We start from the raw sequence: 14632 nt of genomic DNA, 5'->3' as shown, positions 1-14632 counted from the left end.
TTTTTGTTATCTTGACAACACCTTTACTGGCAGACTATAATCATTTTACTGCGGTGGATTCCCGCCACAGCAGATTAAAACACATACCATTTTGAGGAGGTTTTACCATGACATACAAGACAAAGGGAGTCTGTTCCCGTGAGATTAATTTTGAAGTAGAAGATAATAAAGTAAAGAATGTGCAGTTCGTCGGCGGCTGCTCCGGCAACACACAGGGCGTTGCCCGCCTGATCGATGGCATGGATATTGACGAGGCAATCTCCCGCATCGAAGGCATCCAGTGCGGCTTCCGCCCAACTTCCTGCCCGGATCAGCTGGCACAGGCGTTGAAGGAGTATAAGGCGAACGTGAAATAAGTATCCTTTGGTAGATTCTTTCTGACCCGCCGACATAGTGAAAAACCATTTTAAAACCCCACCTGAAAACATCTGGAATTTTGAATCAGAAATTCCTGGATGGTTGCAGGTGGGGGTATTTATGTGATCGCTTTTTTCATACTATTTCGTGTTGCAAATATAAATTTAGTAACACTGTCCCCGTTTTAATTAGTCGCCGTATTCAGTGATATTAATCCCTCCTGTTTTTGTCATAAACGACTGTCCCTTTCCATTTGCCTCGACATAATGAATTCCTACCACTCGATATTTATAACCTGTTTTCTGATTCTTCACAGTAAATTCATTTGTCATTCCCGATAAATCCTCTGTCGGAAAATCTTCCTTTTTGGCATCATATGTATATCTAGAAACCTCCACCCATTTACCATCTTCTTCTCGCTGCAATATTGCAATATTTTTTATCTTATCACATTCTACATGAGCTAATGTTTCGATAATAATTCCAATATCTCCCTTTCCCAAATTACTAATACGAGTTGTTGCCGTATCAATAATGCTTCCCCTCGGTTCTATTCCTACTGCTGTTCCTTCTGCAGAATTTTCATCCAATACTACTGTTGTATTATAATCTGCTGTTTCAACAGAAAAGCCATTAACATTTTTTATATCTGCTGCCTGAACTTGCATTGCTGCCATTACCATCATAAATCCAGCACAAACTAATGAATAAAATTTTTTTCTCATAAATCCTCCTCTAAATAAAGATTTTTAATCATTCTACAAAATTCCTTTTGTGGCATTACCCCAGAAATTTGATAATAGGCATCTTCTTTTTTGTAATAAGAACTATATTCTATTTTCCCATTTTCAACATTGGCTCTGTCTATATTAATATAGTCTCTTAAAAGTTCATTATATATTCTTTTTCCTTTTTTCCTATCTGAAACAATGCTCATTGAATTTCCAACATCTCCTGTTTGTTGTACCAGTTTTACCTTATATTCTCCATACTTAAAATATATTACTGCCCTTGTTTCTCCTATATCTGCCTTTACATATTCTAAATTTTTAGGTATATAAGCCAATTTCATTACTTCAATTTTCGTTTTTCGAGCTATCTCTATATATGCTTTATCTAATTCATCCTCCCCAGAAATAGCCTCAACATTATTTAAGACAATCTCATTCCGTACACTGTCCTTCTCCCGCACCACATACCGATACTCCCTCTTCGCCCCAGCCGAAATTCCCATCGCCACAACCATCACTGCGATAGCGGCGGCTGCTACAGAGACTTTCACAATCGTTTTCAGCCGGCGTGGTTTGCGAGCTTCTTCGTGCAGTTTGACAATGTTCTCGCTGGATGATTCTTTTTCACTTTCCGGGCTTGTTCCCACCTCCGCTTCTAACTTTGCCATCAACCTCTCAAAGCCGTCTTCTGGTTCTGGAGGTATGTCGCTGTCTTTTACTTCCGTCTGTGCAAGGATAAAATCCTTCAACAGCTGATCTTCGCTGACTCCAAACGCTTCCTGCAGCAGGCGTTCTGCATCTTCTCCAGTTTTTTTTCCGCGCCGGCTTCTGCTCACTTTTTATCCCTCCTCTCTGTCCTCGTCCTAACTTTTAGGTTGACTTTTCTTTTTTTCCGTTTACTATACTAAATGTAACCCTTTGCGGGTATGATAAAGCATAAAAACAGTTGTTTTCAGGTTATGGTTGTCCCCTCACACCGTAACCAGCGGCTGATGTGTGGAGGAAACTACTATGAAAAAAATCATTCTGACCGGCGGTGGTACTGCAGGTCATGTTACACCGAATCTCGCCCTGCTTCCGGCACTGCGCGAGGAAGACTTTGAGATTCACTATATTGGTTCTTATAACGGCATTGAGCGCCGCCTGATCGAGGCAGCCAGCATCCCTTACGATGGAATCTCATCGGGAAAACTGCGCCGTTATTTTGACCTTAAGAATTTTTCAGATCCGCTTCGCGTTCTGAAAGGATACTTTGAGGCTCGCAAGCTTATGAAAAAATACAAACCGGATATCGTCTTTTCCAAAGGCGGTTTTGTCGCTGTTCCGGTCGTTCTGGCTGCCAAGCATTATAAAGTGCCTGTCATCATCCATGAATCCGATATGACCCCAGGACTGGCAAATAAAATCTGTATTCCAGCCGCTTCTAAGGTATGCTGCAACTTTCCGGAAACACTTAAATATCTTCCGGAAGATAAGGCGGTTCTGACCGGTTCCCCGATCCGTGAAGAGCTTCTGCACGGGGATCGTCTGGCGGGACTCCAGTACGCCCATCTTTCTGCCGATCGCCCAGTAATTCTGATCATCGGCGGAAGTCTCGGCTCCGTCACGGTCAATCAGGCTGTCCGCGGCATTCTTCCGCAGCTTCTGAAAACCTATCAGGTAATACATATCTGCGGAAAAGGCAATCTGGATGAGTCTCTCATCGGCACCGAAGGATATGTTCAGTATGAGTATGTGGATAAACCACTCCGCCATCTCTTTGCAGCGGCAGATCTGATCATCTCCCGCGCGGGCGCAAATTCCATCTGCGAAATTCTGGCACTCCGCAAACCGAACATTTTGATCCCTCTGTCGGCTGCTGCCAGCCGCGGCGACCAGATCTTAAATGCCAACTCCTTTGCAAAACAGGGATTCAGCACCGTTCTGGAAGAAGAAGTTTTAACCGCAGATACTCTCAGCCAGGCAATCGAAGAGACCTATAAAAATCGCCAGCAGTTCATTGATAAAATGTCTGAAAGTCACTTAAACAATGCTGTCAAAACCATCATGGGGCTGATTCATGGTTGCATACGCAGTTAGTAGCATTGCTACGTTTGTATAGTACAAGACTAAAACACTGAATATGTAAGCTTATCATCACATCGGACAGATTCGAAACGGCTCTGCTTCGATGTGATTTTTAAATATCAAACAGCTTTGCCCTCAACACGCGCTTCTGCAGTTCTGCTTTTGCCCTGTAAAGACGTGTACAGCATACCGTTGATTTGATTTTCAAAACCGCACAGGCTTCTTCCGCCGTCAATCCCTCCAGAACACGGAGAATCAAAACATCCCGCCAGTCCTTCTTCATAGATTTGACAATCTTCCATACGTTCCAATAGATATCCCTATCGATAACCTCCTGATCCAGAAGCTGAATTCCTATCTCCCCTTCCAAAAGAAGGTTCATAATCTCTTCTTCCGCATCCGGATCTTCCAGATGCAGCATCTCGCGGCGCCGCATCTGCCTCCGGTTATCGATCCACTTGCTCCGTAAAATGCGGATCAGTAAAACCAACTTCACTTTATGATCCAGATCTAACGAATAGCGCTTGTAATATTCAATGAAAGCTTCATGCACCATATCCTCAATGTCATCGTACCCTACTCCAATTCTATACGCATATTTCTTCAGCGGTACCAGGTACTCTCTGTAAAGCGCTTCAAAAAGCGCCATTTTTTCATTCTCATGGTGCATATCCAAACTCCTATCGCGTCAGTTCTTCGCGGATGGAGCTGCTAATTTCTGCCAGCTCTTCCGGCGTTGCTTTTCCTGGCGCCCATGTCACCATATCCGGTCCATTTTCATATCTCGGAATAATATGTACATGGAAATGAAAAACAGTCTGTCCTGCGGATATGCCATTGTTCTGAACCACATTGAAACCCGTGCAGCCCAGTGCTTTCTTCATCGCCGCACCAATCTTTCCAGCTAATGGAAGAGCTTTTGCCGCAATCGCCGGATCCAGCTCACATAAATCTTTGAAATGCTGCTTCGGCAGAATCAGCGCATGTCCCTTCGATGCCGGTCCCAAATCCAGAATCACACGAAAATCTTCATCTTCATAAACCGTTGAGGATGGAATCTCTCCGCCAGCGATCTTACAAAAAATACATTCTTTGTCTGTCATGTCGGTCTCTCCTTCTCTCTATGCTTCTCCATTCCCTGGAAAAGCGGTATTTTCTTTTGTCACTTGGCTTGAAACTTCCATGTCAAGTGCCTTTATTATAGCATATCCCCATGGCTTGTTCTATGTAAATTTGCAGAAACGCGAAATTGATGTACTTGCAAAATAATTCACATCAATTTCGTGTTTTTGGTTATTATTTCATATTTTCAGACAATTTATCGGTGTTCCCAAAATTTATATCCGACATCCGCCAAATAAATGGAATCCCCATTCCCCAAACTGACTGTTTCATTTGCCTGAAGCGGATAGCCATTGACCGATGTTCCATTGGTTGAATTGAGATCTGTCAGAATGTATACGCCCTCCTTCTGATCGATCCGCGCATGAAGACGGCTGACGGTCGGACGGTCAATACATGCGTCCGACAGCCCCGGATGTTTTCCAAGTGTAAATGGAATATAGGAAATCTGAATCACTGTTCCTCCGGCTTCCACCGGCTCTAAGCGCACCGTTCCTTCCCCATTCTTTGAGGCAGACAGAAGCGTAGTCCCCGCTTCTCTCGCCCGCTCTATCTGTGCTTCTTCTTCTCTTCGAAGTTCCTGCCGATAAGCTTCTTCACTCTCCGGATAGACCTGCCAGCGGTTTTCAGGCGTTGTCTGCTGCCAGTCTTGATATGATAGAGTCCCTTCTATCCCAGACCGTTCTTTCTTTTTCTGGATCACTTTCCTCTCACCATTCCGCACACGACTACTCTTTCCACCTCGTCCAGCTTCATTCGCCTGATCCACTTCCGTGCTTTCCTCTCTATCCTCTCCCTGACCTCGATTTTTCTTCCTGCCACCATATACCTGCCATTTTCTGCGGGCTGCCAACATCTCCCTCAAAAACACGATTCCCCCGATGCCGCCGCTGATTGCATACAGCCATACATCCATTTCTCCCGTCACGTACCAATACACAATGCCAGCTGCCACCGCGCTTCCAAGTACCTTTATCCACCTGTTCTGCCATTGTCCCTTTTGTTTTCCACCTGCCCTTTCAGACTTTTCCCCCACTTCATCTGAATTTTCTACCGACTCCAGGTTCTTTTTCGTCGTTTTCTCCTGATACAACGCTTCCTGCCTATATTTCCAATCCTTCCTGGCTGGCGTTTGAGTGTCAAAAGCCATTTTCCCAGATCCAGATTCCAACGTATCCCTCCGATTTTGCTCCGCTTCAAGCCACTCCTGCCGATCCGCCCACACTCCCGCCGTCTCAGGATCCCCCTCATCCTCGTTTCGTTTTTCTGCCGAAAAGATCCGATCTTCCCCCGAAAGCTGGCGCAGCAGATCTGCCGTTCCGTAATTCTCCCGAAGACTAATCTGGTACAGATTATAAGCTAATACAACAGCCTCCCGATCCTGATGATCCGCACGTTCCAGAAGATACCCCAGCAGTTTTGAGAGCGCCTGCGGCGCCTCTTCCCGATGCCCCGGAACCAGACATAATTCCACAGTAAAATGATCGGGTTCCAGATACAGATATTCCGGATCCAGCAAAAGCTGTTCCTCTTTTAACAGGTACTCTTCCACCCGCTTCAGAACCGCCAGCACACCAAGCAGAATCGACCGGAGTTCTTGTCCCGACAAGGTCCGCTTTTCCAACACCCGTCTAAGTGGCTGTCTCGACGTTATCTCATAATAATATTCTCTCGCCTCCTCCGTCTGGCGGACCCGGAACTTCAAAAGCCCTTCGATGGCATTCGCCGACAGCATCTGTACCGCATAGCCCGTTTCTTCCTCCGGCGCTTCGATTATCATATAATTATGATTCATTTCCCGGCTGTACCGAATCTCCATCCCGTATCCTCCATCACTCTGCATTTTTCAACACTGTCAGCAAACGGATCGCCCGCTCCGGCTCCTGTCCGCGCAGGGATATCTCCGTCTCTGTACTGCTCTTTACCCTTCCGTCCAAGTCTCCCCCATCTTCCCGGATCGTCAAAACTGCATCTCCGCACCGGAAGAATCCATGCAGGCGCTGTCCAGCTCTGCTGCTTATCTCCCCCACAGTCATTCCATCTCCCCGCAACGTTTTTTCCTCCCGATACAGGCACCATTCCATCGCCTCCTGCAGGACAAAACGCCCCGTAATCCTGCCATGCACCTCAAACACTCCATTTAACAGTGCCGCGATAAAAAAGAATGCAACCGCCATCACAAACGAGGCTTCCACCGTATAACTGGCAGAAACCTCCCGCTTCATCCAAGAGATGCTATCAGCATCCAAATCCACACCGGAAGCACACACGGCAGAAATGGCAACTTCTTTTTCCGCATTTTCTCCCATAGACCATTCCCCTTTCCGCCAAGCAGTGCCGTAAGCATCCAGACACCTCCTGCCAGACTGCTCACAAATACAGCTCCCATCAAAAGTTCAAGCGTCCGCCATCCCCCCAGATAGCACCCAGTGATCAGAAAAAAGCAGCCATCTCCCAGTCCGACCGCACCTTTCGTCTGCCGCTCCATCCAGAACAAAAAAATCCCCGGCAGCATTCCCAAAAGCCATACCGTTATCTGCAACACACTTTTTTTCCAATCCCATCCATCTTTTATAACCGACAGCACACACCGTATCATCGTAAGCGCCATTCCTGCCGTTCCAAATCCATATAGCCAGCTTACGCGTATCCGTTTTCTATGAAAATCCTGCCAGGAAAAGACCATCAGAAAAAGTGAAAAAACAACCGCACAGAGGAAACATACTGCACTTTCCAAATCCATCCGCGTAAATCCCATGAAACTTATCTCTGCACTGTTTTCCATCACTCCGCCCTCTCACCCCTCCTTGATTCTTTCCGCCATCCGCACCTATCCACTTCCACAGTATGAACACACCCCCATATATTCCACCTCTGATCGCCGCACCTTCTGCACATAATATGCCAATGACGAACAGTCCTGCTTTCCATGGTAAACCTCGCCGGACGGAAGAATATACACCAGACCTCCCGCCGACACCGTCTTTCCACAGTATCTGCAAGCCTTATAACGGCATCCCCCGCTGTTTCTAAGCACCCCCGAAATTACATCTGCATACGCAGCCGCGGTGATCTGATTCGATATATAATGGCACGAAGGTGAGAGATGGTAGCGCGTACTGTCCCGCCCCACATAGACCCATTTTTCCTCCGGTTCTGAAGCGTTTTTCTCTGAGAAATACCCGCCTTCCGCCCCAATCCATCCCCGCTTCCGGCTCCGGGAAGTAAGCGTCACATGGTCAAGCGCAAATACCGAGAACGGCAGCCGCACCTGATAGGAGGCGCGCAGGTCAATCCATTCTCCATCTTCCGATACGCGGCTGGCACCACACTGGATATTGGACACTTTGTTCCCGCCCGCTGTCTGAATCTTCTCCTTTAAATATCCCTGCAGGATAAGCCCGGACGGAAGTTCTGACCAGCCCCCCGTTCCCTTTTCTTCTGCCTCTGCCGCTTTTCCCGCCTCCATTTCTGCCGGATGCACCGTATGGGATGTCCGATACACCTGCCATCCCAGTTCCCGCCCCGTCACTTCCAGCACCGTCTGCACCTTTCTCTGAGTATCCAGTATTTCCATCGGAACTGACAGGAGAATCACCGTAAACATAAACAATGTCAGACTAAGCGCCGCCTCAATCGTCAGGCTCGCACACAGGGAAGCAGAGGACAATGCCCTTTTCCAGGGTCGTTTTGTTACTTGGGCTCTATGCCGCCGAAGGACGGGTATCCCGACCGCACAGATACTTTCATTTATTCGTTTTGTTAGGTTAGTTGTCATCATCTTTTTTACTGGCTTTCTTTATGTACTTGGAGAGGCACATTCACTTGCATCATCTCCTGAAAAAGGACACTGTCCTCCACTCCCCTGTAATTGTGTTTAATATTCCTTCTGGGACGTTCTACGAAGCGGTATCAACGTTCCCTGTGCCGCATAGGACACACTTACCCCATACTGGCACTGATCCATCCGAAATCCCGGCTCTTTTTCTGAAATGCAGTTCTGAATCATATCCATCATCCGGTAACAGAAACGGCTCTTTCCCTGTATCAGGAAAAAGAGTTTCAGCCAGTCCTGGTAGTCCAGCCCTCTGTCGTCTGTCCCGTTTTTCAATGAAGGATCCGTCCCCGTTTCCAGAAAGATGGACGCGCCCTTTTCCGTCAGAGCAGAAAGCGAAATCTGCCACTCCCCCGGCTGTTTGAAAAAAGGAATTTTTCCGCCCGCCAGCAGAACCTTCACATCTGCCACCGACTCTGCAAACGCCCAGACTGTCATGATAAAGAAGGATGCCGCCGCCGTGATCGGTGTGATTCCCGCCAGCCCCGTGATTGCCAGCGCCAATGCTTCCGCCTCCGACCGTTTTTCAGAATCCGCATATAAAGCTGCCAGATTCACCGCCTCGCGCACAGCCAGAAGTTCATTGACGGTGCGTTTTAAATTTTCCCGCTCCGACGCATTTCCCTGTAAGAGATATTCCTGCTCATAATGGACACTTCCCGTCTTTTCCTGCCCGAACCGGGTAAAAAAATGCGCCGCATACGCATCTAAAAGAGCCCGTTCAAGCCCCGCCGTCCAGACATCCCCAGCTGTCCCCCGCTTTCCGCTCTCTCCGCCTGCATACAATGCCGACGGAAATGCCGCGGTCGAAATCCAGTTTTCTGAAATCACAGTTCCCGCCGGCACACAAAGACTCAGCAGATCCGTCCCCGACAGGCGGCTGACTGCTTCCAGCACATTCATTTTTTTCTTGTCTCGGACTGCCGGAACCCGGAAACGTCCATCCTTCTGAAAACCCGCTGTGATCGTCAGAACCGGCGCCCACAGCGCTTCCTCGTCCAGCTCATCGTCCTCATCGTCAGGCTCCCAATCATCGATATAATCCTGTATCTCCTTTCCTTTCCGGACTGCTTCTGCAACCACCTCTTCATTTCCGTGAGCCGTCTCTTCTGTCTTTTTTACCTCCTGGCGGCGCGCTCCATCCGCATCCAAATACGAACGATACCCCCGCATCTCCTCCTGTACCATGCCCCAGGAGCCTTCTTCCAGATCCGGCTGGGCTTCCTGCGCCTCCTGCTCCGATCCCTGCAGTTCTTTCGCAAGCCGGTCCGCCTGTTTTTCATACGCCGCAACCAGCCCCGGAATCTGCTTTAATTCTTTCTCTAAGCTTTCCGCCGATTGAAAGAACGAGCTTCCATCCGCCTGGCGAACCGCTGCCTCCATCTCCTCCAGATGTTTCTCCTGTTTTTGCAGGCAGGCTCCGATCGCCTCGATCGACTCTTCCAGACGCAGCACTTTTCTGCCATTTTCCTGATATCCTTCCGCAATCCCATGAACCGCCCTTGCTTCCGTCATCCGTTTTTCCATCTCAGGCAGTTCAGACTCCTCACTTTCCAGCGTCCAGACACCCACTTTCATATAATCGGTAACTTCCTTCGCAAAGAAATCCCCATTATGCCCGGTGATCGCATCCATCGCTTCGATCTGTACCTTGCCGCCGCTGACCGGATAAAAGGGCGCTGCCGCCAGATATGTTTCCATCTGCGGCTCCATCTCCGCCGCCAGGCGCTCTTTATCCGCACATTCCAGCACAAAAATCCGGTATTTATCCCAAATCTCCCGGTGATAACAGCTCATCAGCGAATCCAGGGAGGAATTGAGCGCCATCTGCATATACCAGCCGCTTCCGGCTGCCCGGGCGGACTCAAACAGCCCGCCCATCAGCGCACAGATACAGGTCAGAATCAAACTTAGGAAAACTGTGATCCCCCCGCAAACGTCCATTTCTGCTTCAACGTGCCGTTCTGCCCGGATCAATATACCTCCTTCGACTTGCTGTTGATCTGTTTAAAGATATTTGTAAGAAGCGTATTAATCTGCTTTTTAAAGACAATGACCAGACCTATCAGCACCACCAGAATCAGCACTAATTCAATGACCCCCACGCCATCCTCGTCCATCAGAAACGATTTTACTTCTCTTACCAGATACGCTTTATCCATATACTTTTTCTCCTTTCTCCCCATTTTTCAGATCCCAAACGCCAGAAACGCCGGGACTGAAACCATCACCATAATAATCATCAACATCAGAAACAATGGAAGCATCAGCTTTGTGGACGCCTCTTCCCCCCGGCGTCTTGCCAGTGCTTTCTCTTCTTCAAACGCCGACTCCATCTCTGTCTCCAGCGCCTTTCGAAGTCCTTCTGCCCCATTTCTGACATTCTGCTCCAAAAGCCCGGAAAGCTTCCGGTACGGTCTCAGACGGCAGCCCGCACCAAATTCCGCATATGCCTGCAGTTCCGGGACACCGCGCTGCATCCGGTGATATGCCGCTGCCATTTCCCGGTATGCCGCCCGCTCCGTCTGTGTTCCCGCCCGGCATGCCGCCTCGTATTCCAGCACAATCCGTTCCCATGCCCGGCGGACCGGAAGCCCCGCCCCGGAAAATACGGTCAGCTTTGACACAATCTCCGGGTAGTCTTCCATCAGCTCCCGCTTTTTCTTCTTTTTCGCCTCACTCTCCTTCTGTTTTTCATAAAGAGGAAGCAGAATTGCCGCCGCAATCCCCAGCACCGGAAACAGCAGATATTCCCTGTCTCCGCGCACCCGGTAAGATAAATTCTTCCCCTCATACATCTTTGGCAGAACCAGCTGCCCTTCCGTTCTCTGCGCCTCATCCATCTGCTTTAACAGCCGCTTAAAACCTGCCTCTTTTTCCTGCTGCTTCGTCCGAAGCGGCGGATATAGCGTGACCGGAAACCGGTACTCCCGGCTGAATACCCCCGCCTGCAGGGATGCGGTCAGTTCTGTCTGAATCCCCTTCTCCGGGCATTCTTCATTTAAAACAGTCCCATCCGTCTGAATCCATTCCGCATCCTCCGGTGTCCAGCGGACCCGGATGCCCTCTTCTTCCAGCCAGCCGACGAGATGTAGATCTTCCCTTACCTCCTGCAGGGACAGATTGTTTCCCCGAATTAAATCCGCCAGTTTACCTCCCGCCTCCAGCAATGCTTTTTTTGCATCCTCTTCCGCATATTCCCGCTCTCCGAGCGAAATCTCCACCGGAATCTCCTTCTCGCACAGTCCGCGCACCCACACTTCCTGCTGCCGTTCTCCTTCTCCATATGCATAGCGGTTCAGCCGGTTCCCATCTTCCAGCGCCCCATCCCGTTTTTCCACCAGATATCCCGCAACTGCCAGAATTATCCCCAAAAGAATGCATAAAACCTGCTTTTTCCCCATTTTTCCCATGCTGTTTCACACCTCAATCTGAAGAATTTTCCCCGATACCCTCCATGCCAGCAGATAGACCACCAGACACCCGGTCATCACCACCCGCCCCACCGCTGTCTCATACATCTGTGAGAAAAAGCCCGGCGATGACAAATCCACGTAGAGCACGATCAGGTACGGCATCAGGTTCATAATTCTCTGTTCAAACTGCTTTTCTGCCGTCATCGTGAGAATTTCCTCCCGCACCTGAATGCGATCTGAAATCACGTGAACGACATGGTGAACCACGCTTGCCAGCTCGCCCCGGCTCCGTTTGGATACAGTAAAAATAACAGAGAAATTTTCCACCTCATCCAGACCGCTCCTCTTCGCAAAGGAAGAAAGCAGCGCCTCCACGGTCCGGTTCATTTTAAGCTGGCTTGCCAGATATGAAAACTCACGGGTAATCATCCCTTCTTTTCCGTATTGTTCTTCCAGATCGCGCACACTCGCAATAAACGCATTTTCCACCGAATAGCCTGCAGCCAGCGCCGAAGCCACGATCTGAATCGCTTCCTTAAACTGGAGCCGCAGCTCCTCTTTTCTCCGGCGGCAGAGCTCCCGCCTCTTAAAAAACGGCCGCAGCATCCCCGCCGGAAGCATCAGAACGAACGCCAGAAATGAACGGTAGAATACATATGCCGTCACGGCGCACACCGCTGTTCCCTCCAGAAGGTAACGTATCCACTCCTGCCCCGTCAGGTGGTAAACCCGGTAATCAGAAAGCACTTCCTCCCGCGAATCTGCGCTGCCCTTCAAATCTGCCAACCTGGACAAGTGCTCCTTCCACCTGTCCGGAAGCAGTCTCCCCGCTTTCCTGAAACTGATAGATGGGAGAAAGGCGGATTTCCCCATTTTCATAGCCTATCACCTCCGTGATCTCCAGCACCTTCCGGCTCCGGTCCCGCATCCGCCCGACATGGACCATCAGATCGAGTGCTGAACCGATCTGGCTCCGGACCGCCGCAAGCGGCAGCTCTGCTGCCATCAGAACCATTGTCTCCAGTCTTGAGAGCATATCTTTGGCGCTGTTTGCATGTCCAGTTGAGAGCGAGCCATCGTGTCCCGTATTCATCGCCTGCAGCATTTCCAGCGCCTCGCCGCCCCGGACCTCCCCAACGATGATGCGGTCCGGACGCATTCGGAGACTCGCCCGGATCAGATCGCGCATGGAAATCTCCTGCGAACCATCCCGGTTCTCTACCCTTGTTTCCAGGCTGACAAGATTCGTTACATGGCGGATTTGAAGCTCTGCCGAATCCTCGATCGTGATGATGCGTTCCTCCTGTGGAATATAGCCGGACATGGCGTTTAAGATCGTCGTTTTTCCCGATCCGGTTCCGCCGCTGATGAAGATATTGAGCCCCTGCTCGACCGCTTTCTGCAAAAATGCCGCTGCCTCCCGGCTGATACTTTTTAACTCAATCAGACGTTCCATCGTGATCGGTTCCGGGAACTTCCGGATCGTTAAAATCGGACCATTTAACGCCACCGGTGCCAGCACCACGTGAACACGCGAACCATCTTCCAGTCTCGCATCCGCAATCGGAGACGCCAGATTGACCGTCCGGTTGACACGGCTTACAATCTGCTGAATCAGATCCTCTAGTTGCCCTACCGAATCAAAGTGCTTTTCTAATTCTTCCACACGCCCCTGCCGCTCGACAAAAATGTGCTCCGCGCCATTTACCATGATCTCCGTGATCGTCGGATCATCGACCAGCTCCTGCAAAATATCCAGCCGTCTGAATGAATCAAACAGCTCTTTTCTCAAAGAAAGCCGCTCTTTTAACGGCAGATACGCCCCTTCTGCTGCTTCCAGAATCGCCATGTCGATCAGGTCGCGCAGTTCCTCATCCTCCACCTGCATACGGCTCTCCATCTGCTCCATCAGACGCTGCCTCAAAACCATTTTCTGCTCCTGCATACTTCCCCCTGCCAGTTGTTTCTCTCACAACCGTTTACTCTTTAGAATGACTGGCAAAATCCCGCTCAATTTATCCCTGTCAAAAGACTTTGCCCCTTCTAATTTAATCCACAATGAAGATTATCCGCCCACACTGCTTCCCCGCAGCAGCTGTCGTACATAATCACCCAGTTCTCCCCATAAGAGCTGGTCAATATAATCGCCCCGTCCAAAACTGCCGTGATACGGAAGCTTCAGGCGTTTAATACGTTCCCTTAGCATGCCATTTCCTGTCTGTGAAAAATACTGCTCCAGCTCCTTAAGCTTTGCCAAAGACACCGGATCTTCCCGGATCGGCATATAGATTACCCGGCACAGCTTCATTACCGAAAGCGCCGTCCTGCGCCCGCTTCCTATATCCACTACCAGCGTATCATACGCACTCTCCCCGGCAATTGCCCGTATAAGCCCCGCGATCGCCTCCTCTCCTGCCTGATCCAGATCCTCCGGATAGCGCACCGGAGGAATATAGTCCAACTCCCCCATCGTGTGGACAACGCTGCTTAAACGAAGCGAATTATAGCTTCCACCGTTGTAAAAATACAACAGATCCGACAAATCACTCTTGTATTCTTCTTTCATCAAAACCGACAGACCGGAAAAGTCCTCCAGGTTCAGATACAGCACCCGCTCCTCCTGTGCCAGAAGTTTTCCTATTGTCAGGGCAAACGAGGTCTTTAAACACCGTCCAACCGGCGAATACACTCCCAAAACCTTCGCCAGCCCCCGTCCGGACACCTCCGGCAGATCCCCCGGGCTTTCCCCATACCAGGTCATCACGTCGCGCACAATCGCATCACTGGACTGGTATTTGTAGACACAGGGAACTGACGGACTAACCGGCTTTCCCCCATTATCCGATAAAAGAATGACCTTTTCCGCCCGGATAGACTCCTTTTCTTCCGCCGGAACATGCTCGCCCAACAACAGAAGCTTTACCGGATGTTCCGCCGCAAATGCCCGCAGCCGCTCGATCGAGCTGAACGCCACCACCTCAAACGGTATTTTTTCCTTCTGGTTAACTACCTCTGCAAACCGCGCCGCATAGACTGGATCCACGTCATACACAGCCAGAATATGCTTCATCGCACCGCCACCTCCCTAATCACAAGCCATTTTC

At 49.7% G+C, this 14632-nt stretch carries 16 protein-coding genes; 2 read left to right on the top strand and 14 right to left on the bottom strand.

What is annotated here, in order from left to right; translation table 11 throughout:
• Positions 1–107: 107 nt before the first annotated feature.
• Complete coding sequence (locus tag DXB70_RS09910) at positions 108–356, top strand: TIGR03905 family TSCPD domain-containing protein (protein ID WP_022360027.1); 249 nt, start codon at positions 108–110, stop codon at positions 354–356.
• A gap of 189 nt (positions 357–545) precedes the next feature.
• On the opposite strand, the gene DXB70_RS09905 is transcribed toward DXB70_RS09910, so the two are convergent.
• Together DXB70_RS09905 and DXB70_RS09900 are read right to left on the bottom strand one after the other, a co-directional pair.
• Positions 546–1082, bottom strand: a complete 537-nt coding sequence (locus DXB70_RS09905; protein WP_118493413.1) for a hypothetical protein — start codon at positions 1080–1082, stop codon at positions 546–548.
• Positions 1079–1924 carry a DUF4367 domain-containing protein gene (locus DXB70_RS09900; RefSeq protein ID WP_118629889.1) on the bottom strand — a complete coding sequence of 282 codons (846 nt, stop codon included), beginning with the start codon at positions 1922–1924 and terminating at the stop codon, positions 1079–1081. The genes DXB70_RS09905 and DXB70_RS09900 overlap by 4 nt, the downstream gene beginning before the upstream one ends.
• Positions 1925–2099: 175 nt before the next feature.
• Here DXB70_RS09900 and DXB70_RS09895 point away from each other — a divergent pair, with 175 nt between their 5' ends.
• Complete coding sequence (locus DXB70_RS09895; protein ID WP_118673219.1) at positions 2100–3167, top strand: undecaprenyldiphospho-muramoylpentapeptide beta-N-acetylglucosaminyltransferase; 1068 nt, start codon at positions 2100–2102, stop codon at positions 3165–3167.
• Positions 3168–3267: 100 nt separating this feature from the next.
• On the opposite strand, the gene DXB70_RS09890 is transcribed toward DXB70_RS09895, so the two are convergent.
• The 12 genes from DXB70_RS09890 to DXB70_RS09835 form a co-directional block, all read right to left on the bottom strand.
• Positions 3268–3825, bottom strand: a complete 558-nt coding sequence (locus DXB70_RS09890) for an RNA polymerase sigma factor (protein ID WP_227589698.1) — start codon at positions 3823–3825, stop codon at positions 3268–3270.
• Between the two features lie 10 nt (positions 3826–3835).
• The gene (locus tag DXB70_RS09885) at positions 3836–4258 is read right to left on the bottom strand and encodes an HIT family protein (RefSeq protein WP_022360422.1); all 423 of its coding nucleotides are present in this window, start codon (positions 4256–4258) and stop codon (positions 3836–3838) included.
• 215 nt (positions 4259–4473) lie between these two features.
• Positions 4474–6096 (bottom strand): DUF6382 domain-containing protein, encoded by a 1623-nt coding sequence (locus DXB70_RS09880; RefSeq protein ID WP_117796601.1) that lies wholly within the window; start codon positions 6094–6096, stop codon positions 4474–4476.
• Between the two features lie 13 nt (positions 6097–6109).
• Positions 6110–6502: a hypothetical protein gene (locus DXB70_RS09875; protein WP_118673218.1), complete on the bottom strand. Its 393-nt coding sequence runs from the start codon at positions 6500–6502 to the stop codon at positions 6110–6112.
• Positions 6499–7062, bottom strand: a complete 564-nt coding sequence (locus tag DXB70_RS09870; RefSeq protein ID WP_117796599.1) for a prepilin peptidase — start codon at positions 7060–7062, stop codon at positions 6499–6501. Before DXB70_RS09870 ends, DXB70_RS09875 begins: the two co-directional genes overlap by 4 nt.
• 45 nt (positions 7063–7107) lie before the next feature.
• On the bottom strand, positions 7108–7947 hold the full coding sequence (locus DXB70_RS09865; RefSeq protein ID WP_118472975.1) for a hypothetical protein: 840 nt from the start codon (positions 7945–7947) through the stop codon (positions 7108–7110).
• Between the two features lie 207 nt (positions 7948–8154).
• The gene (locus DXB70_RS09860; protein ID WP_243099945.1) at positions 8155–10089 is read right to left on the bottom strand and encodes a DUF5702 domain-containing protein; all 1935 of its coding nucleotides are present in this window, start codon (positions 10087–10089) and stop codon (positions 8155–8157) included.
• Entirely contained in the window at positions 10086–10274 is a 189-nt protein-coding gene (locus tag DXB70_RS09855) for a Flp1 family type IVb pilin (protein ID WP_022360416.1), read from the bottom strand. The genes DXB70_RS09860 and DXB70_RS09855 overlap by 4 nt, the downstream gene beginning before the upstream one ends.
• 27 nt (positions 10275–10301) lie before the next feature.
• Positions 10302–11525, bottom strand: a complete 1224-nt coding sequence (locus tag DXB70_RS09850) for a hypothetical protein (protein ID WP_118673217.1) — start codon at positions 11523–11525, stop codon at positions 10302–10304.
• Positions 11526–11531: 6 nt separating this feature from the next.
• Positions 11532–12314: a type II secretion system F family protein gene (locus tag DXB70_RS09845; protein ID WP_182430903.1), complete on the bottom strand. Its 783-nt coding sequence runs from the start codon at positions 12312–12314 to the stop codon at positions 11532–11534.
• Positions 12265–13473, bottom strand: a complete 1209-nt coding sequence (locus DXB70_RS09840; RefSeq protein WP_347559613.1) for a CpaF family protein — start codon at positions 13471–13473, stop codon at positions 12265–12267. Before DXB70_RS09840 ends, DXB70_RS09845 begins: the two co-directional genes overlap by 50 nt.
• 120 nt (positions 13474–13593) lie before the next feature.
• Positions 13594–14598, bottom strand: coding sequence for a hypothetical protein (locus DXB70_RS09835; RefSeq protein WP_118673216.1), 1005 nt, complete (start codon positions 14596–14598; stop codon positions 13594–13596).
• Between the last annotated feature and the right edge of the window lie 34 nt (positions 14599–14632).

This window comes from Clostridium sp. OM05-5BH (assembly GCF_003481505.1).
In the GTDB taxonomy this organism is placed as follows: Bacteria; Bacillota; Clostridia; order Lachnospirales; family Lachnospiraceae; genus Otoolea; species Otoolea fessa.
Note: the sequence above shows the minus strand (reverse complement) of the source record. Positions and strands in the feature narration are given on the sequence as shown.